Origin of the sequence: Thioalkalivibrio sp. ALE20, from assembly GCF_000381405.1 — a bacterium.
GTDB lineage: Bacteria > Pseudomonadota > Gammaproteobacteria > Ectothiorhodospirales > Ectothiorhodospiraceae > Thioalkalivibrio.
Window position 1 is genome coordinate 115,537 of record NZ_KB906473.1, and the last position, 18,639, is coordinate 134,175.

Annotated in this window: 20 protein-coding genes and 4 tRNA genes; 21 read left to right on the forward strand and 3 right to left on the reverse strand. The window is 64.8% G+C overall.

Features of this window, described 5'->3' with window-relative positions; genetic code table 11:
• Positions 1-17: 17 nt before the first annotated feature.
• Complete coding sequence (gene folD / locus F790_RS0106050; RefSeq protein WP_018946862.1) at positions 18-881, reverse strand: bifunctional methylenetetrahydrofolate dehydrogenase/methenyltetrahydrofolate cyclohydrolase FolD; 864 nt, start codon at positions 879-881, stop codon at positions 18-20.
• Between the two features lie 175 nt (positions 882-1,056).
• Here folD and F790_RS0106055 point away from each other — a divergent pair.
• The 5 genes from F790_RS0106055 to F790_RS0106075 all read left to right on the forward strand — a co-directional run bounded on the left by F790_RS0106055 (position 1,057) and on the right by F790_RS0106075 (position 2,100).
• Positions 1,057-1,133, forward strand: a tRNA-Pro gene (locus tag F790_RS0106055).
• A 46-nt stretch (positions 1,134-1,179) separates the two neighbouring features.
• Positions 1,180-1,256: transfer RNA gene (locus F790_RS0106060), tRNA-Arg, on the forward strand.
• Between the two features lie 43 nt (positions 1,257-1,299).
• Positions 1,300-1,375, forward strand: a tRNA-His gene (locus tag F790_RS0106065).
• Between the two features lie 27 nt (positions 1,376-1,402).
• Positions 1,403-1,478: transfer RNA gene (locus F790_RS0106070), tRNA-Lys, on the forward strand.
• Positions 1,479-1,680: 202 nt separating this feature from the next.
• Positions 1,681-2,100, forward strand: coding sequence for a nucleotidyltransferase domain-containing protein (locus F790_RS0106075; RefSeq protein WP_019021787.1), 420 nt, complete (start codon positions 1,681-1,683; stop codon positions 2,098-2,100).
• A 133-nt stretch (positions 2,101-2,233) separates the two neighbouring features.
• On the opposite strand, the gene F790_RS0106085 is transcribed toward F790_RS0106075, so the two are convergent.
• Both F790_RS0106085 and F790_RS0106090 read right to left on the reverse strand, forming a co-directional pair.
• Positions 2,234-3,661, reverse strand: coding sequence for a M48 family metalloprotease (locus F790_RS0106085; protein ID WP_019591116.1), 1,428 nt, complete (start codon positions 3,659-3,661; stop codon positions 2,234-2,236).
• A 55-nt stretch (positions 3,662-3,716) separates the two neighbouring features.
• A complete protein-coding gene (locus F790_RS0106090) occupies positions 3,717-4,028 on the reverse strand; it encodes a hypothetical protein (RefSeq protein WP_018870327.1) in 312 nt (103 codons plus the stop codon).
• Positions 4,029-4,273: 245 nt separating this feature from the next.
• Here F790_RS0106090 and F790_RS0106095 point away from each other — a divergent pair, with 245 nt between their 5' ends.
• The 16 genes from F790_RS0106095 (at position 4,274) to F790_RS0106170 (ending at position 18,574) form a co-directional block, all read left to right on the forward strand.
• Positions 4,274-4,603, forward strand: coding sequence for a rhodanese-like domain-containing protein (locus F790_RS0106095; protein ID WP_019569630.1), 330 nt, complete (start codon positions 4,274-4,276; stop codon positions 4,601-4,603).
• 104 nt (positions 4,604-4,707) lie between these two features.
• Entirely contained in the window at positions 4,708-4,938 is a 231-nt protein-coding gene (locus F790_RS0106100; protein WP_019021791.1) for a sulfurtransferase TusA family protein, read from the forward strand.
• Positions 4,939-5,120: 182 nt separating this feature from the next.
• Positions 5,121-5,795, forward strand: a complete 675-nt coding sequence (locus tag F790_RS0106105; protein WP_018870324.1) for a 4Fe-4S dicluster domain-containing protein — start codon at positions 5,121-5,123, stop codon at positions 5,793-5,795.
• 42 nt (positions 5,796-5,837) lie between these two features.
• Entirely contained in the window at positions 5,838-7,244 is a 1,407-nt protein-coding gene (locus tag F790_RS0106110) for a heterodisulfide reductase-related iron-sulfur binding cluster (RefSeq protein ID WP_019569632.1), read from the forward strand.
• Positions 7,244-8,293 carry a CoB--CoM heterodisulfide reductase iron-sulfur subunit A family protein gene (locus F790_RS0106115; protein ID WP_018870322.1) on the forward strand — a complete coding sequence of 350 codons (1,050 nt, stop codon included), beginning with the start codon at positions 7,244-7,246 and terminating at the stop codon, positions 8,291-8,293. The genes F790_RS0106110 and F790_RS0106115 overlap by 1 nt, the downstream gene beginning before the upstream one ends.
• A complete protein-coding gene (locus tag F790_RS0106120) occupies positions 8,232-9,104 on the forward strand; it encodes a hypothetical protein (RefSeq protein ID WP_019021793.1) in 873 nt (290 codons plus the stop codon). The genes F790_RS0106115 and F790_RS0106120 overlap by 62 nt, the downstream gene beginning before the upstream one ends.
• 53 nt (positions 9,105-9,157) lie before the next feature.
• Positions 9,158-9,874, forward strand: coding sequence for a 4Fe-4S dicluster domain-containing protein (locus tag F790_RS0106125; RefSeq protein WP_018870320.1), 717 nt, complete (start codon positions 9,158-9,160; stop codon positions 9,872-9,874).
• On the forward strand, positions 9,867-10,778 hold the full coding sequence (locus tag F790_RS0106130) for a CoB--CoM heterodisulfide reductase iron-sulfur subunit B family protein (RefSeq protein ID WP_019589755.1): 912 nt from the start codon (positions 9,867-9,869) through the stop codon (positions 10,776-10,778). Before F790_RS0106125 ends, F790_RS0106130 begins: the two co-directional genes overlap by 8 nt.
• Positions 10,779-10,880: 102 nt before the next feature.
• Positions 10,881-11,327, forward strand: a complete 447-nt coding sequence (locus F790_RS0106135) for a glycine cleavage system protein H (protein WP_019569634.1) — start codon at positions 10,881-10,883, stop codon at positions 11,325-11,327.
• Positions 11,328-11,336: 9 nt separating this feature from the next.
• Positions 11,337-11,744 (forward strand): DsrE family protein, encoded by a 408-nt coding sequence (locus F790_RS0106140; protein WP_018870317.1) that lies wholly within the window; start codon positions 11,337-11,339, stop codon positions 11,742-11,744.
• Between the two features lie 32 nt (positions 11,745-11,776).
• Complete coding sequence (locus tag F790_RS0106145) at positions 11,777-12,214, forward strand: glycine cleavage system protein H (RefSeq protein ID WP_077244523.1); 438 nt, start codon at positions 11,777-11,779, stop codon at positions 12,212-12,214.
• 107 nt (positions 12,215-12,321) lie between these two features.
• A complete protein-coding gene (locus F790_RS0106150) occupies positions 12,322-13,506 on the forward strand; it encodes a radical SAM protein (RefSeq protein WP_018870315.1) in 1,185 nt (394 codons plus the stop codon).
• Positions 13,499-14,590 carry a biotin/lipoate A/B protein ligase family protein gene (locus F790_RS0106155; protein WP_019589754.1) on the forward strand — a complete coding sequence of 364 codons (1,092 nt, stop codon included), beginning with the start codon at positions 13,499-13,501 and terminating at the stop codon, positions 14,588-14,590. The genes F790_RS0106150 and F790_RS0106155 overlap by 8 nt, the downstream gene beginning before the upstream one ends.
• 34 nt (positions 14,591-14,624) lie before the next feature.
• Complete coding sequence (locus tag F790_RS0106160; RefSeq protein WP_026332871.1) at positions 14,625-15,707, forward strand: NAD(P)/FAD-dependent oxidoreductase; 1,083 nt, start codon at positions 14,625-14,627, stop codon at positions 15,705-15,707.
• Positions 15,708-15,761: 54 nt separating this feature from the next.
• On the forward strand, positions 15,762-16,940 hold the full coding sequence (locus F790_RS0106165) for a radical SAM protein (protein ID WP_026300820.1): 1,179 nt from the start codon (positions 15,762-15,764) through the stop codon (positions 16,938-16,940).
• A gap of 239 nt (positions 16,941-17,179) precedes the next feature.
• Positions 17,180-18,574, forward strand: coding sequence for an OmpP1/FadL family transporter (locus tag F790_RS0106170; protein WP_019591118.1), 1,395 nt, complete (start codon positions 17,180-17,182; stop codon positions 18,572-18,574).
• Positions 18,575-18,639: the final 65 nt, after the last annotated feature.

An 18,639-nucleotide genomic window follows, 5' to 3' on the forward strand; every position in this document is an offset into this window, starting at 1 on the left:
GTCGGCGGGGTGGCCGTTCAGGCCGCCTCGTGGGTGCCGAACGCGCGCGCCCGCAGGGTGTTGTCCAGCAGCATGGCGACCGTCATCGGGCCCACGCCGCCGGGGACCGGGGTGATCCAGTCCGCGCGCTCCGCCGCGCCGTCGAATTCCACGTCGCCGCACAGGGTGCCGTCATCGCGCCGGTTGATGCCGATGTCGATGACCGTGGCCCCCGGTTTGACCCAGTCGGCCTTGACCAGCCCGGGCTTGCCAACCGCCGCCACCAGGATGTCGGACTGGCGGGCGATGGCCGCGGTATCCGGGGTGAACCGGTGACAGATGGTCGGCGTGGCGCCGGCCAGCAGCAGTTCCAGCGCCATTGGCCGGCCAACGATGTTGGAGGCGCCGATGATGCAGGCCGTGCGCCCCTTGAACGGCTCCTCGATATGCCGCAGCAGCTGGATGACGCCCCAGGGCGTGCAGGGCCGCAGGCGCGGGATGCGCGCCACCAGCCGCCCGACGTTGTAGGGGTGGAAGCCGTCCACGTCCTTGGCCGGGGAGATGCGCTCGATGATGGTCTCCGGGTCGATGTGCTCCGGCAGCGGCAGCTGGACCAGGATCCCGTCGATGGTGCGGTCGGCGTTGAGCTGGTCGATCAGCGCCAGCAGATCGGTCTGCGGCGTGCCCGACGGCAGGTCGTAGGAGTGCGAGACCACGCCGACCTGTTCACAGGCCTTGCGCTTGTTGCGCACGTACACCTGCGAAGCCGGATCGGCCCCCACCAGGACCACAGCGAGACCCGGCGGGCGCAGATCGCGCGAGGTCATGGATTCGATCTCGGTGGCGATGCGGGCGCGGTGGGTCTGCGCGATGGCGCGTCCGTCGATGGTCTGGGCTGTCATTCGGTCTCGTCCGGCAGGAGGGCTGAACGCGATGATCCCATGGCACAGCCGGGTCCTCAAGGAAGGTCGGACACGATCCCCGGGGGCTGCGACGCGGGCCATGGCTTGACCCGGGGGCCTCCCGGCGCTACGATTTTGCACTCGCTGTGCAGGACCCATTGCGGGAACGGCTCGACGGGGTATAGCGCAGTCTGGTAGCGCGCCTGCTTTGGGAGCAGGATGTCGGGGGTTCAAATCCCTCTACCCCGACCATGGCGGACGCAACCGGCTGGAACAACCCGGATGCCCGGCGGCAAACGCGCTCGTAGCTCAACCGGATAGAGCACCGGCCTTCTAAGCCGGCGGTTGCAGGTTCGAGTCCTGCCGGGCGCGCCAGAGCCCGGATCGGCAATGGCCGAAGCAGTGAAACAATACGGTGGTGACCGTAGCTCAGTTGGTAGAGTCCCGGATTGTGACTCCGGTTGTCGTGGGTTCGAGTCCCATCGGTCACCCCATCCCTCGTTTGTACTCGTCCGTACCGGGGGCCGTTAGCTCAATTGGTAGAGCAGTGGACTCTTAATCCATTGGTTGAAGGTTCGATTCCTTCACGGCCCACCATCCTTGTCTTTATTTCTGCATCCTGGCCCGAGCTGTCTGGCAGCTCCCGGACGGGGAGATCGTGAACGCCCCGGCGGCCACTGGCCTCGAGGCCGCGCCATGAGTGCCCCCCCCCCCGCATGCGTACCCCACCGGCGGTATGGCCCCGGAGCCGGATCGCGCCGTGCTACATTGATGGATACTCCGGTGTGGAACACGATCAATGACGGCTGCCCTGACAATCGAGACGATCGCCGAGCGGGTGAAAAGGGTATTCGCGCGCTACCGTGAAGTGGATGCGGTCTTTCTGTTCGGCTCTCGCGCGGAGGGTCGGGCGCGGGAGGACAGTGACATCGATCTTGCGCTGGTCGGCCCCGCCGGGGCGATCGAGCCGCGCCGCCTGGACATCCTGACGGATCTGGCGCGGGAAGGGCTGGATGCGGTGGATCTGGTGCTGCTCGATGGCGCGGATCCGGCATTGCGTTTCGAGGCCGTACGGCCGAACTGCCTGTTGCATGCCGGGCCCGACTTCGATCGGGGCAGTTACTACTCGCTTGCGCTGCGGGAATACTTCGATTTCGAACCCTACCTCCGTGTCCAGCGCGAGGCCCTGAAGGAAAGGCTGCTCGATGGTCAGGCCTGAAGTCATCCGCAGACGCATCGAGGCCGTCTCTGAGAACCTCGAGGTCCTCGAACGGCTTGCGCGGTACGACGAGGACGAGTTCCTCGCTGACATTTGACCTCGCGGGTGCCGTCCGCGTGCGCGCGCAGGGGCATTACCGCTCCTCGCGGAATTCGCGTGCCGTGCGGCTGGCCGTCTCGCGCTTGTCCTCGATGCGCTGGCGGTCGCGCTCGCTGGCGTCCCCGGCCTCCAGGGCCACCTCGAACTGCCGTACGGCTTCTTCGTACTGGCCCCGATGAAAGAAATACTCGGCCATGGTTTCGTGGCGCAGGGCCTCGCGGCCGGCCTCGCTGGCGATGTCCGCCTGCAGGCGCAGCAGGGCCGGTTCCGGTGCTTCGGTTTCGCGGATCATGCGCGAGGTGATCCGCAGGGCCCGGTCGTAGTTTCCGAGGTCGCGCTGGACGCGGGCCATGCGCTCGCGCACCACCGGGTGGCCGGGGTAGACGGCGTCCAGGTCCTCGAGACTGGTGAGGGCCGCGGCGTGTTCCCCGGTTGCGCGTTCCACGGCGATCCGCGCCAGTTCCAGGGTGAGTGTGGGGGCGTCGGGCGCGTCGATCCGTTCCAGCAGCTGGCGGGCCTCGCGCGGGTTGCCGCGTTCCAGTTGTGCGATGGCGCCCCCGTACAGCTCGGCGGCGGAGGCATCCTCGCCGATCCGGTGCAGCGCGCGCCGCGGATCGCTCAGCGCCCGGGCGCGGGCCTGCATCCAGGCGAATTCCGGGCCCTGGTTGCGCACGCCTTCGGGCTTGTCGCGCGCACGGTTGCGCGCATCGGTGATGCGGTCGAGCGTGACCGGGTGGGTGCGCAGATATTCGGGTACCGCGTCGCCCGCCCCCCGGGAAAGCTCCTGCATGCGCTCGAAGAAATCGGCCATCGCATCAGCGTCGAAATCGCTGGCGGCCAGGATGCGCATGCCGACGCGGTCGGCTTCCGCCTCGTTGGCGCGCGTGAAGTTGATCTGGGACTGCATGCCGCTGGCGACGCCGCCGGTGATCACCGCCTGACCGAGCTGCGGGTCGATCCCCGCTGCCAGGACCCCGGCGAGGATCGCCAGGCCGGTGCGAAAATTGACCTCGCGCCCGCGCGCGAACATGCGTGCGAGGTGGCGCTGGGTCACGTGGGCGATCTCGTGCGCCATGACCGCGGCGAGCTCCGCCTCGTCCCGCGTTTCCAGCATCAGCCCGGTGTGGACACCGATGATGCCGCCCGGCATCGCAAAGGCGTTGACCTGATCGTTGTCGATCGGGATGAAGTGGAAGGTGATGCCCTCGCCATCGCTGTGGCTGGCGAGCTGCTGACCCAGCGATTCTACGTAAAAGCGGATTTCCGCGTCGTCCACGACCGGCAGGGAGCGTCGTACTTCGCGCAGCAGGGAGCGGCCGAGCTCGCTTTCTTCGGCGGGGGTCAGCACGCCGCCCGAGGCTTCGCCAAGGCGCGGGAGGGAGGTATCCGCAGAGGTGCTCGCCGGTGCCAGAAAGAGCACCAGAAGAAGCGGGATCAGGAACGTGAGGAGGGTCTTTTTCATGATACGGGGGCCGGCGGTGTGCCGGCCCCCGCAGCGTGGTGCTGCCGCTTGCGGGTTACTTGCCCAAGCCGGGGGCCGAGGAGTAGGCCCGCATGCTGTCGCGGTCCTTCCACAGTTTCGGATCCAGCACGGAATCGGGGACCATGAACTTCTTGCGGTCCAGAACCTTGTGGGTGCGTGCAATCTTCACCACGTCGTCGTACTTGAGCTTGAACAGCAGGCCCACGTCGCCGCCGGAGGTGTAACGAACGATCATGTGATCGTCCTCCATGCGATGGACGTAGATGTTCGCCGGGCGCAGCTTGCCCTGGGCGTCCTTCATCGTCACGGCGTAGTGGCCGTCTACCTGGAAATCACTCTTTTCCACCGGAAAATCCTCCGCAGGACTGTTTAGGCGGGCGTGACCTTATCATGTCTGACCGCGGGGGGCGATAGCGGTTCCGGAGCAGTGCGGTCCGCACCCTCCTCCCCGGGCCTCGCGGATGCCGTCATGCCATTTGCATTTGTCGCCCGTTTCGCTATGCTCCGCGCCCACCGTGTGCGTGGCCATTCTGCAAGGAAGCCTCGCACCTGCTACACCGCCCGGACGTTAACCGGAAACTGGAGCTGGCCGTGTACGGATTCTCGGAAATCACCCCGGATGAACTGGAACAGTGGCGCGCGGAAGGTCGAGCCTTCCGTCTGGTGGACGTGCGCCAGCCGGGCGAGACCGGACGCGGGGTGATCCCCGGCGCCGAACTTGTGCCGCTGGCGGCGGTGCCGCCGCGCAAGGACGAGTTCACCGAGGACGAAGTCCCCGTGGTGTTCTACTGCCAGAGCGGGGCGCGTTCGGCGCAGGCCTGCGCCTTCATGTCCCAGCAGGGCGTGGAGGGCGTTTACAACCTGCGGGGCGGCATCATGGGCTGGGCGCAGTCCGGCCGCTCGATTGTCACGCCCGATTAGCATCTGGTTGTATTCCGATTCCGTTTCCCCTATAAGGGGGAGTTCGGCGGATCCACGACCGGTAACGGTCAACCATTACGAAGACTCACAAAGGAGAGAAAGCCATGGCCAACTTCGATCAAGAGCTCGACGCCTCCGGCCTGAACTGCCCGCTGCCCATCCTGCGTGCCAAGAAGGCGCTGGCCTCCATGGACGCCGGTCAGGTGCTGCACATCATCGCCACCGATCCGGGCGCGGTGAAGGACTTCGAGGCGTTCGCCAAGCAGACCGGCAACGAACTGATGGAGCACAAGGAAGAGGGCGGCAAGTTCTACTTCCTGGTCAAGAAGGCCTGAGGTCTCCTGACGCATCGAAGCCCGGGTCCGGTCCCGCGAACGGCCCCGGGCTGCCGGTAGACGCGGTTACCGTGAGGTAACTGGATTGATGCCTGGACCCGATCTAGGCTGGCTGCAAGGTCCGTACAAAAGAGGCCTGCTCGCCCACAGCGAAGAGGTGACATATGGCGACATATGCTGAGATGCAGCAAATCTTCGACGACATCCGCGGAGATTTTCGCTACGACCATGATCTCAACGGCTGCCTGAACTGCGGGATCTGCACGGCGACGTGCCCTTCCGCCCAGTTCTACGACTATTCCCCGCGCGAGATCGTCCAGCTGCTCTGGACCGAGAACGTCGAGCAGATCTACGACGCGATGCAGGAAAAGATCTGGGCCTGCGCCCAGTGCATGACCTGCGCCGCCCGCTGCCCGTTCAAGAACTCCCCCGGCGGTCTCGTCGCGATCATGCGCGAGGTGGCCATCAAGCACGAGATGCAGTCGGCCAAGGACGTGCTTCGTCCGTTCGGGCGCGTGATGCTCAAGCTGATCACGACGGGTAACCAGCTTTCGCCCGACATGATCCAGCCCGATCACTTCCCGGACTGGGGTCCCAACATCCAGAAGGTGGAAGGCGATCTCCAGGTCCTGCGCAAGGCCATCCCGGTGAAGACTCTGCAGACCGTGGAAACCGCCTGGGAGGTCTCGCTCAAGACCTCGGTCGAGATGTACACCATCTGGGAAATGACCGGCGTTCTGAAGTCCCTCGAACTGATGGATGAAAACCTCTTCGACGTGATCGAGGACTTCATCGACGAGAAGCGCGAGGATTACGAAGACTGGCTCGAGGAGCAGGAAGAGGAAGACGACGAGTAATCGTCTCTGTCCCTCCGGTTCCGCGACATCAGGAGAAGCGTTATGAGTGAACAGACCCCAGGCAATCACAACCAGAACGGTGAAGGTGCCGGCGCCGGCGCCATGAAGCCGGGCTATCACAACACCGACGGCCAGGGCGTTGCCGGTCACGGTTCTTTCTTCCAGGCGACCGATCTGTCGCAGGAAGAAGCCGTCAAGGCCACCGACTGGGTGCGCAAGCACGTCGACCGCCGCACCATCGACCTCGGCGACCGCATGGATGACGTCCGCGAGCACATGTACGAGCTCGAGAAGGACGGTCAGATCATTATCCACCGCATCACCGACGGTCACGAGCCGGCGACCGTGCAGACCCTGTTCGGCTGGGACAAGCAGGTCCCGACCAAGCAGCTGTGGCACCACAAGTCCTGTGGCCAGTGCGGCAACATCCCGGGCTATCCGACATCGCTGCTGTGGTTCATGAACCAGTTCGGCTTCGAACCCGGCAAGGACTACCTCGACGAGACCGACCAGACGTCCTGCACCGCGTGGAACTACCACGGTTCCGGCATCGGCAACGTCGAGTCGCTGGCCGCGGTATTCCTGCGTAACTTCCACCAGGCCTACGTCTCCGGCAAGCAGCACGGCCACGACCTGGGCCACTTCTATCCGCTGGTCCACTGCGGCACCTCCTTCGGCAACTACAAGGAGATCCGCAAGTTCCTGGTGGAGTCCGCGGAACTGCGCGAGAAGGTCACCAAGATCCTCGGCAAGCTGGGCCGTCTGGTCGACGGCAAGCTCGTGATCCCTGAAGAGATCATCCACTACTCCGAGTGGGTCCACGTGATGCGCAACCGCATCGCGTCCGAGCTGCAGACCATCGACGTGTCCAACATCCGCACCACCGCCCACGTGGCCTGCCATTACTACAAGATGGTGCACGAGGACGCGGTCTACGATCAGTCCGTGCTGGGCGGCAACCGTACCGCCATCATCACCTCCACCGCCCAGGCACTGGGTGCTCAGGTGATCGACTACTCCACCTGGTACGACTGCTGCGGCTTCGGCTTCCGGCACATCATCTCCGAGCGTGAGTTCACCCGCTCGTTCACGATGGACCGCAAGATCCGGGTGGCACGCGAAGAGGCCAATGCCGACGTGATGCTGGCCAACGACACCGGCTGCGTCACGACCATGGACAAGAACCAGTGGATCGGCAAGGCGCATAACCAGAACTTCCAGATCCCGATCATGGCGGAAGTCCAGTTCGCGGCCCTGGCCTGCGGCGCGGATCCGTTCAAGATCGTCCAGCTGCAGTGGCACGCGTCGCCCTGCGAAGATCTGGTCGAGAAGATGGGCATGTCCTGGTCCGAAGCCAAGAAGACCTTCCAGGAGTACCTCAAGGAGGTCGAGGCCGGGAACATCGAATACCTCTACAATCCTGAACTCGCATACGGGGGCAAGGTGTGATGCAAGATACTGTACTGGTTGTTGGCGGAGGTCCGGCGGGCCTGTCCGCCGCCGCGAACGTGACCTCGGCCGGCTACAAGGCCGTCATGGTCGAAAAGGAAGACGTCCTGGGCGGTGCCCCGATCCTGTCGGGCTATGCCAAGCTGGTCCCCTCCGGCGAGTGGGCTTCCGAGGCGATTGGCCGCATGGTCAAGCGCGTCGAGGACGACTCCAGCGTGGCCGTGCACAAGAGTGCCAAGGTCGAGAAGCTGGACGGCGAGGCGGGCAACTTCACCGCCACGCTGACCAATGGCGAAACCGTGCAGGCCGGCTCGGTCGTGCTGGCCACCGGCTTTACCCACTTCGACTCCATCAACAAGCCGGAGTGGGGCTTCGGCACCTACGAGGACGTGCTGACCACCACCCAGGTGGAACAGATGGTCGCCTCGGGCAACATCGCCTGCCCCTCCGACGGCCGTGTGCCGGAGCGGGTCTGCATCCTGCTGTGCGTGGGCTCGCGTGACCGCCAGATCGGTCGCGAGTGGTGCTCCAAGATCTGCTGCACCGTGTCCGCGAACATGGCCATGGAGATCAAGGAACTGTCCCCCGAGACCGACGTGTTCATCTACTACATGGACATCCGTACCTTCGGTCTGTACGAGGACAAGTACTACTGGAAGTCCCAGGAAGAGTTCAAGACCAAGTTCGTCAAGGCGCGTATCGCCGAAGTGACGTCCTCCGGTGACGGCCGCCTGCTGGTCAAGGGCGAGGACACCCTGGTCAAGCGCCCGATCGTGATCCCGTTCGACATGGTCGTGCATGCGATCGGCATGGACCCCAACGCCGACAACCCGGAGATCTCCCAGGTGTTCGGCGTTGGTCTCGAGAAGCACGGCTTCCTCGAGAAGGCCGAGCAGTACACCAACACCTGCGGTACCACGCGCAAGGGCATCTATGCCTGCGGCGCGGCGTACGGCCCCGAGACGATCGACGACTCGATCGCCCAGGGTGCGGCCGCGGGTGGCCGGGCCGTGGCGGACCTGCATGCGCTGGTTCAGAAAGCCGGCTGAGGTGGTCAAGGACGAGGCGGTGCCGGATCTGACGCCGGTACCGCCTCGTGTCACCTTTGACAGGGACATCCTTGCAACGAAGCTGAACACGCTGCAGGAGAACATCGCCGACGCCGGCGGGGTTCAGGGATTGCAGACCTTCATTGAGGCGCTGCAGTCCAAACACGAGGTGTTCGCCGAGGTCGTCGCGAAGGGTGACGAGATCGACGATGCCGACGTGCGGACCCTGGGGGGCCTGGTGTTCTCGGTGCGGCGCAAGCTGGGGCCGCTGCTGGCGGAGCGTCAGGGCGCGGTGGTCGAAGGCGTACGCAGTCTGGTACGGCCGGATGTTCATCCGGATGAACGGGTGCAGGCCTTCGCCGATCTCGCCGGCGACGATCGCAAGCTGCGGCGCGGACTGTGGGACTTCGGTTCGGAGATCCTGCACTTCGCGGATCCGGAGGCGCTGCCGCTGGCCAATCGCTGGGTGTGGGACTCCGGTACCACGGCCGGCGCGATGCGGGAATTCATCCGCGGGAACGACACCCTGCGGGAGATCCCGATCGACGACGGCTATGCAGCGCTGCTGGGCATGCGGCAATGGTTCTACGAGGCCCTGCACGACATGGGGTTCTATCGGGATCTCCATTTCGTGACGGATCTGCTCTGGGTGCAGGCGTATTCCGACTACGCCAGGTCGCTGTCGATGAGCCTGGGGCTGATCGATGCCCAGTTCGGGGCCCGCGAGGATCCGCTGGAGCTTGTGGTGAAACTGCTCGGGATCGATTCTCCCGAGGGGCGCCTGAAGGGCGAGCAGGCTTCGTTGCACTGAATAATAACTGAATCGAGTTTGAGCCTGGTTGGACAGGTTTTCGGAGAGACGTCATGGCAATACACGAGAAGGCACTGATCGAGGACGAGCGGCTCCAGCAGCACGACGAGCTGGTGGTCGACGGCGTGGACGTGTCCGGGCACTGGAACACCATGATTGCCCCGCGCACGGTCCGCGACTACGACGACGATTTCGAGAAGAAGATCCAGAGCTACACCGGCGGCGAGTACGTGCACCGCTGCTGGCAGTGCGGGTCCTGCACCAACTCCTGCACCATGTATGCGCAGAACGTGCAGTTCAATCCGCGCTACTGGATCTACCTGACCCGCCTGGGCATGAAGGAAGAGCTGGTCAAGGACAAGGACATCATCTGGCAGTGCGTGTCGTGCAACAAGTGCACCAACATCTGCCCCAAGGACGTGAAGCCCGAGGGCGTGATGAAGGCGCTGGCGCACTGGATGGAGGAAGAGGGCATCACGGAAAAGGCCCCCTCCACGATGTTCGACGAAGAGTTCGCCGACCAGATCTACAAGACCGGCCGCATCGAAGATGGCAAGGTCATGCAGAACTTCTTCAAGAAGTCCGGCCAGCCGCTGGTCCAGGAATGGCTGAAGGTGTTCATCTTCCGCATGATGAAGCACCTGCCGGTGAAGCACCTGATGGCGATGGGCTTCAATACCGTACATACGCCGCGCACCAAGTCCTGGGGCAAGACCGGGGACGTGCTGAAGAACTACGTGCGCGAACAGAAGGAGGCCGCTCATGGCTAAGGTTGCTTACTATCCCGGGTGTGCCCTCGAGGGCTCCGGCGGTCCCTACGACCGTTCGACCCGCGTGCTGGTCAAGGCGCTGGGCCTCGAGATGGAGAACCTGCGCGACTGGAACTGCTGCGGGGCGATGGAGGTGAAGAACGTCCATCCGATGCTGCAGACCTATCTGTCGGCCCGGAACATGGCCATCGCCTCCGAACAGATGGGCATGGACACGGTGATGGCGCCGTGCAATGGTTGCTATCACAACCTGAAGAAGGCCGAGTACGAGACCGCCACGTCCGACGAGACGATGAACACGGTCCAGGACCTGGCCCGGAAGTCGGACGATCCGGTGTATTCCGGGGACGTGCGCACCCTGCATCTGCTGGAATGGCTGATGGAGGAGCTGGGTCCCGAGGGCATCAAGCAGCAGATGACCAAGAGCCTGAACGGCCTGAAGATCGCGAATTACTACGGCTGCATGTACACCCGGCCGCGGCAGATCTTCCCGGAAAAGGACAATGGTCCCGGGTCGGATTCCAGCTATCAGCCGCATTTCATGGATGACCTGCTGGGGGCCGCCGGCGGCGTCAACGTGGACTTCCCGCTGAAGACCTCCTGCTGCGGCGGCGCTCATACGCTGTCCGACTCGGATACCTCGACCCAGCTGGTGCTGAACCTGTTGCAGTCGGCCGAGGATTCCGGCGCCGAGGTGATCGCGACCGAATGCCCGACCTGCCACTCCGGTCTGGAGATGCACCAGGTCCGTGCCGAGACCGAGTTCGGCATCAAGACCGACGTGAAGGTGCTTTACTTCACGCAGCTGCTGGGGCTGGCCATGGGCCTGTCGCCGCGCAAGCTGGGCATTCACGAGAACGTGAGTGACTCGATCGGCCTGCTGAAGGAGAAGGGGGTCCTCTGATCCCCTTCTTTCGGCATCCAGGCTTGATACGACAAAACGGGCGCGCTGCGCCCGTTTTTTTGTGGAGCACGGGCGCGCGTGCGTCCGGGAACGAGGCGAATCATGGATTGCAACGGCTGCGAGTTCCATCCTGAACTGTTCTACGACGACGAATACCAGATCTGGCTGCGGCGGGAGGACGACGACACGCTGACCGTCGGCATGACCGATCTGTCCCAGACCATCGCGGGCAAGATCATCCACGTGCGCGTGCGGCGGCCGGGGACCCGGCGGCCGCCGGGCAAGCCGGTTGCGACGATCGAAAGCGGCAAGTGGGCCGGCCCGATCCCCAACTTCATCGACTGCAAGATCGTCGAGGGTAACGAGGACGTGCTGGAGAACCCGGTCCTGCTGAATTCGGACCCGTACAACGCGTGGATCGCGCGGGTCGAGGCGACCAACGGGGCGGATGCGGCGCTGGCGGAGTTCGTCACCGGTGACAAGGCGCACGAAGGCTATTGCCGGCGGGCGCGTGAAGACGATATCGAGTGCCAGCGCAAGCTGCGCTGAGGGGTGCCCATGGCCGATCTCGACGACGACTACTATCTCGATAACGACGAACAGACCGTCGTGTTCGTGATGACTTCGGGCCCGTCGACGCCCGCGCGCTGCGCCACGCCGTTCTATCTGGGCGCGGTGATGGCGTCGATGGACGTGGACGTGTACATCTTTTTCACCATGGAAGGGGTGAAGCTGATGGAGCAGGGCGTGGCGGAGAATCTGAGGGCCATGGAAGGGGGCAAGCCGATCAGCGAGTTCATCCGGGACGCAAAGCGTGCCGGGGTTCGTTTGCACGTTTGCCAGCCCGCTTTGCCGGGGTATAGAATCGACGCGTCTTCCGATCTCGTGGACGAGGTCGATGAAGTCAATCGGGCCAGCGAGCTCGCTGACCTGATCCTGCGTAGTGACAAAACGATAACTTTCTAGTCTTTCCCGCTTTACTCATCCAGGAGGTAATTATGGGCGCTGTTCGGGGTTGTGATATTCCGGAAGATTTGATGTACAACGTTGAAAACAACGTCTGGGTGCGCAAGGAGAGCGATGGTACCGCCACCGTCGGCCTGACCTCCTATGCCTGCTCGCTGGCCGGCACGATCGTGTCGTACACTCCCAAGAAAGTGGGAAAGTCGGTCAAGAAGGACAAGTCCTGCACCACGGTTGAATCCGGCAAGTGGGTTGGCCCGGCCAAGACCCCGGTCACCGGCGAAGTCACCGAGACCAACGACAAAGTCGCCGCGAACCCGGGCCTGATCAACGAAGATCCCTACGGCGAAGGCTGGCTGATCAAGCTGAAGCCGGAAGACTGGGACGGCGAAAGCGCCGAGCTGAAGACCGGCTCCGACGCCCTGGCGGCGTTCGAAGCCAAGATGGAAGCGGACGGCTTCGGCGGCTGCTGAAGGTCTTTCGCGAAGGGGCCGTCGTTCCCGAGGGATCGACGGCCTCTTTTTTGTCACTAATACCGCAGTAAAACGTTCAACAAATTGCGCGCACCCGGAGAGAGCCGATGACGAGCTGGAACGATGTGATCCGGCGGGTTGAACCCCTGGAAGACGTCCCCGTGGATCCGTTGCTGGTGGAGGATCTTCAGGCCCGGGGAGGCGGCGCGATTGCGGGCAGTGACTCGGTCCATTTTTACACCCCGACCTTCAAGTCCTACCAGACGAGCGAACTGGCCGACTGCGGGAAAAGCGCCTGGCCCGCGATGTCGATCACCGGCGGGGACTGCAAGCTGGCCTGCGACCACTGCAAGGCCAAGATCCTGGAACCGATGATTCCGGTGCGCAGCCCCGAAGACCTGTGGCGGGAGGTCAATCAGGTGATCGAATCCGGCGCCCAGGGGATGCTGCTCACTGGCGGCTCGAACCACCGCAACGAGGTGGAGTACGGGCCCTACTACTCGACCATCCGTCGGATCAAGGACGAGTTCCCGGATTTCCGTATCGCGATGCACACCGCCCTGGTGGACGACGACATCGCGCTGTCCATGGAGCAGGCCGGGATCGACGCGGCGATGATGGACGTGATCGGTGCACAGGACACCATTACGCAGGTCTATCACCTGCGCCGCAGCGTCGACGACTTCGAGCGGACCCTGGAGAGCCTGGTCAAGACCAACATGAAGGTGGTGCCGCACATCGTGGTCGGTCTCCACTACGGCAAGCTGCTCGGCGAGTGGAACGCGCTCGAGATGCTGGCCCGGCATCTGCCCGATGCGGTGGTGCTGGTGGTGGTCATGCCGTTCTATGCCCCGGCCAGTCGGCCGTTCGAAACCCCGGACGTGCACGCGGTGGGCCGGTTCTTCCATGACGCCCGCGAACGCCTGGGCGATACCCCGCTGCTGCTCGGGTGCGCCCGGCCGCCGGGCGAGGCCAAGAGTCAGATCGACAGCTATGCGGTGATGGCCGGGCTGTCGGGGATCGCGCATCCGGCGGAGGGCGTGGTCGAGCTGGCTGCGCGGCTGGGCAAGAACGTCCGCGTCACGCCCGCCTGCTGTTCCATCGCGGTGGGCGACGAGGTGATGGCCGAGGCCGCGGACAACGCCAGCGGGGTTGAACTGGATCTGGACACCATCGTTGCCGAAGAGGCCCGCCGGCGCGAACAGGAGCGCAAGGCGCGCGAGGGCCTGGGCGGTATTCGCATCGTGACCGAAGGCGGGGCCGTGGCCTCGGGGGGTGGCTGTCATGCCTGAACGTGATCAGAAGACGCTGCGCATCCTGGATACCGGCCTGCGCCCGGCCGCGGAGAACATGGCGTTCAACCGCGCCCTGCTGGAGTGCCACCAGGAGGGCCATTCGCCGCATACCCTGCGTTTCCTCCAGTTCGAGCCCTGCGCGCTGGTGGGCTTCCACCAGAACGTGGATCAGGAGATCCACGCCGATTACTGCCGGGAGAATGGCATCGCGATCCAGCGCCGGATCACCGGTGGTGGCGCGATCTACTTCGACAGCACCCAGCTGGGCTGGGAGCTTTACCTCGACAAGCAGTTCCTCGGCACCGCCGACATGGGGCGCATCGCCGAACGGATCTGCACCGCGGCGGCCGAGGGCATGCAGAAGCTCGGGGTGGATGCGCGCTTCCGTCCGCGCAACGACATCGAGGTGGACGGCCGCAAGATCTCCGGGACCGGCGGCGCCTTCGACGGCGAGTCCATCCTCTATCAGGGCACCCTGCTGATCGAGTTCGACGTTGAGGACATGCTGCGCATCCTGCGCATCCCGGCGGAGAAGCTTTCCGACAAGGCGATCGAGTCGGCGCGCGATCGCGTCGCCAACATGGCGACCCTGCTCGGCGAGACCCCGGATCTGGACCACGTGAAGAGCACCATCGCCGAGGCGATCGCGCGCGAGTTCGCGGTGGAGGCGGCCCCGGCCGGCCTGCTGGCAGAAGAAGACGCCGCGTTCCGCGAGGCGCTGGCCGAGATCGACAGCGACGAATGGGTGTACCAGCGCAACCGCCCCGCGACCGATGCCCCGCTGCACGAGGCGGTGTATCGCTGCGACGGGGGCCTGATGCGCGTGGGCGCGGCGGTGGACCCTGAGCGCAGCCATCTCAAGCAGGTCTGGATCACCGGCGATGTCTTCGTCAAGCCGACCCGCACCATCGCGGATCTGGAGGCCAGCCTGAAGGATACTCCCGTCACCGAGATGGAGGACCGTGTGCGCGCCTTCTTCGCCGAACGCGAGGTGGAGATGCTGCAGTTGACGCCGGAAGACTTCATCGCCGCCCTGCGCGAGGCCCTGGCGCAGGCGGAAACCGACGAGGCCGCCGAATAATGAACGGTGTCCCCAACCCGGCGGGGTGCGCCTGATGCTGCCCGCTTCGGTCGACGTACTGGTGGTCGGGCTGGGGCCCGGCGGGGCCTCCGCCGCCCGCGTGGCGGCCGAAGCGGGGCTGTCGGTGCTGGCGGTGGAACGCAATCGTGCACGCGGCGAGCCGGTGCAATGCGCCGAGTTCATCCCCAACCCCATGGGCGCCTATGCGAAGCCGGACGGCGTGCTGCATCAGCGCATCGATTCCATGCAGAGCTTCCTGCCCTCCGGCGCGGTAGAGCAGTCCGACTTCCCCGGCCTGATGGTCGATCGCGGCGAGTTCGACCGTGCGATCATCCGCGCCGCCGAGGCTGCCGGGGCGCAGGTGGCGATGTCCACTCCGCTGACCGACGTGGATGTGGACCGGCGCGTGGCCCGGGTGAAGCACGCGGGTGAGGCGGTCGAGGTCGGCTTTCGCTTCCTGGTGGCCGGCGACGGCCCGCATTCCCCCGTGGCCGCGGCCCTGGGGCTGGATCCGCTGCCGGTGGTGCAGACCCGCCAGTACACCGTGCCGTTGCTGCGGCCGTACACCGCGACCGACGTCTGGCTGTCGGACGATTTCCCCGGCGGGTATGCCTGGCTGTTCCCCAAGGGCGAATGGGCCAACCTGGGCCTGGGCGCCGACAAGCGCCTGGAGCGCGACATGAAGACCCCGCTGGAGACGCTGCATGCGCAGCTGGTGGAGCAGGGGCTGCTGGGCACCGAGATCGTGCATCGCACCGGCGGTGCCATCCCGGTGGGCGGTCTGCGCGAACACCTCGTGCACGGGCCGGTGCTGTTCGTGGGCGATGCGGCCGGGCTGACCCATCCGATCACCGGGGCCGGGATCGCCGCGGCGGTGGTCTCCGGCGAGGCGGCCGCGCAGGCGATCGTGGATGACCTGGGCGGCGATGACGAGGCGCTGGAGGACTACGACGACGAGATGCGCAGCCAGTACGGGCCGGCGCTGGAGCGTGCCTGCCGCCGGCGTGCGTTTCTCAATCAGCACTGGCGCACGCCGCGGGCGAACGAAGACGCAACGCAGCGTCGTGGATGGATTGCATTTTCCGAGTATTTCGACGATGGTGATCGGGCCGCGTAATCGGGCCCGGTCGATGGATGCCCCGCATCCCCGAGACAACGCTGGAGGAAAACAATGAGTGCAAGTGCAGAGGAGATGGTCGCGCCGGTAAACTTCTATCGGCCGGACTATCACATCAAGACCCCGGACATGCGTTCGCCGGAGTACGTGCAGATGTCCACGGCGGCCGCGATTACGCTTGGCCTGGTGCCGGGGACCATGCATCGCACGTCCTGCACCCACTGTCTGAACCTGCTGGTCACCTATCCGGAAGGCTGCCGCGCCAACTGTTCCTACTGCGGGCTGGCGCGCCACCGCGAGGAATCGCGTGACTACGCCGACCGCAACTTCATCCGCGTCGACTGGCCCACCGCCAAATACGACGAGGTGATCGAACGCGTGAAGAACAACGCCGACGCCGGCCAGTTCGAGCGCATGTGCATCTCCATGATCACCCATCCCAACTCCGATGCCGACACCGTCGAGCTGCTGGAGAAGTGGGTCGCCGAGGTCAATCACATCCCGGTGTCGATCCTGTCCAACCCGACCACCATGAGCTATGAAGACCTCCAGCTCCTGCGGGACAAGGGCGCGGACATCTTCACCGTCGCGCTGGACGCGGTGACCCCGGAGATCTTCGAGCGTACCCGCGGCAAGTCGGTCGAGAGCCCGCATACCTGGGACAAGTACTGGCAGTCCATCGAGTGGGCCGCCGAGATCTTCGGCCCGGAGAAGTTCGGCGCGCATCTGATCTGCGGCATGGGCGAGACCGAGGAAGAGATCCTGCAGGTCTGCCAGCGCATCCGTGACCTGGGTGGCCACAACCACATGTTCGCCTTCTTCCCCGAGGAAGGCTCGCTGATGGAAGACTGGAAGCCGGTCCCGCGCGACCAGTGGCGCCGCGTGCAGTTGGGCCGCTTCATCATCGATTACGCCGGCGGCCGCATCGACGACATGAAGTTCAACGACGACGGTCAGGTGGTGGACTTCGGTCTGCCGCAGTCCGAGGTCGAGGAACTGATCGCCTCCGGCAAGCCGTTCCAGACCTCCGGCTGCCCCGGCAAGTCGGACGAGGAGGTCTCGGCCTGCAATCGCCCCTATGGCGATTCCAGCCCGACGGACATCCTGTCGTTCCCGTTCGCGCTGAACAGCAGTGACGTCGGATTCGTGAAGCGGCAGATGGATGGCGAAGACGTCGGCACCTTCGATTTCGACGCCGACGATGAGGCCGAGGACGAAACATCGGCCCGGTAAGCATAACAATCAAGTCCCCGACGAAAGCCCCGCCCTGCGGGGCTTTCGCACGTCAGGGCGCCGATAAGCGGTTTTGAATATTCAGGTTTCGAGCGGCAGGGGGGCCGCCGAAATTTCGAGCGGCAGGGGGCCGCCGAAAAAGATGCCCGTCCGTATGGTCAGCGGTGCGGGTATCCCGAGCCGATGGGGGAGCCAATCCGCCCCCGGCTACAACAAGAAGACCACCAAAGGAGACAACAATGGAAGCACGCTTCATTCGCCGCAGCGCGATGACGATGGCGGTCGGCCTGGCCCTGGGGGCCGCCGGTACCGCACAGGCCACCAACGGCTACTTCGCCCATGGCTACGGCATCAAGGCCAAGGGCATGGGCGGCGTCGGCATGGCCATCTCGCAGGACGCCTACGCCCCGGGCATCAACCCGGCCGGCATCGCCGGCATGGAAACCCGCTTCGACGGGGCCCTGACTTACTTTCGGCCCGAACGTTCGTATGAGGCGGGCCAGCCCGGGCAAGCGGGGACCTTCCCTCTGGCCCCGGGCGAGGTCGAGAGCGACAGCAAGAACTTCTTCATCCCGTCGCTGGGTTTCGTCCAGCAGATCGATGAAGACCGCTCCTGGGGTATCGCCTTTCTCGGCAACGGTGGCATGAACACCAATTACCCGGGGTTCGAGAACAGCCAGTTCTGTCAGATGCCCGAGATGGATCCGAACACCGGGCAGCCCACCGGTAACATGCTGCCCATCGGTAGCCAGACCGGCGTGTTCTGCGATGGATCAGCCGGCGTCGACCTCGAACAGCTGGCGATCATCCCGACCTACGCGCAAAAGTTCGCCGACGGCCGGGTGAGCGTGGGCTTCAGCCCGATCATCTCCTATCAGCGGTTCGAGGCGAAAGGGATCCAGACCTTTGCCGATTTCGGGGCGTCCGACGATTCGGAGAATTTCAGCGGCAACGGCACGGACGATTCCTGGGGCTACGGCGCGCAGATCGGCATCCAGGCCCAGGTGGCCGAAGGGGTGCGGCTGGGTGCCAACTACCGCTCCAAGATCCGCAACTCCGACTTCGACGACTATGCCGGGCTGTTCGCCGAGAGCGGGTCATTCGACATCCCGTCGACCTGGGGCATGGGGGTGGCCTGGGAGGTGACGCCCACCGTGACTCTGGTGGCCGACTACCAGCGCATCAACTACTCCGACGTGGACGCGATCTCCAACTCGGGCCCCGATGCACAGGACCTGCAGGCCGCCATGGGTGCGCAGATGCAGGGAGGGTCGGCTCCGTTCTTCGGTACCTCCGACGGTCGGGGCTTCGGCTGGGACGACATCAATGTCTACAAGATCGGTGCCCAGTTCGAGCTGCCGAACGACTGGCAGGTGCGCGTGGGCTACAACCGCGGCGACAACCCGATCGATTCGGACGAGGTGACCATGAACATCCTCGCCCCGGGGGTGATGAAGCATCACTACACCGCGGGCTTCACCAAGTCCTTCGGCGACCAGCACGAGCTGAGCTTCGCGGCCATGTACGCGCCCAGCAATTCGGTCTCCGGATCGAACGCGTTTGATGAGGACCAGGACATCGAGATCGAGATGAAGCAGTACGAGCTGGAGCTGGGCTACAGCTACCGCTTCTGAGGTCGGCCCGTCGATCCACCGGCCCCGGGGTTGCGGCCCCGGCCGGGGTCGACGGCGATGTCCCG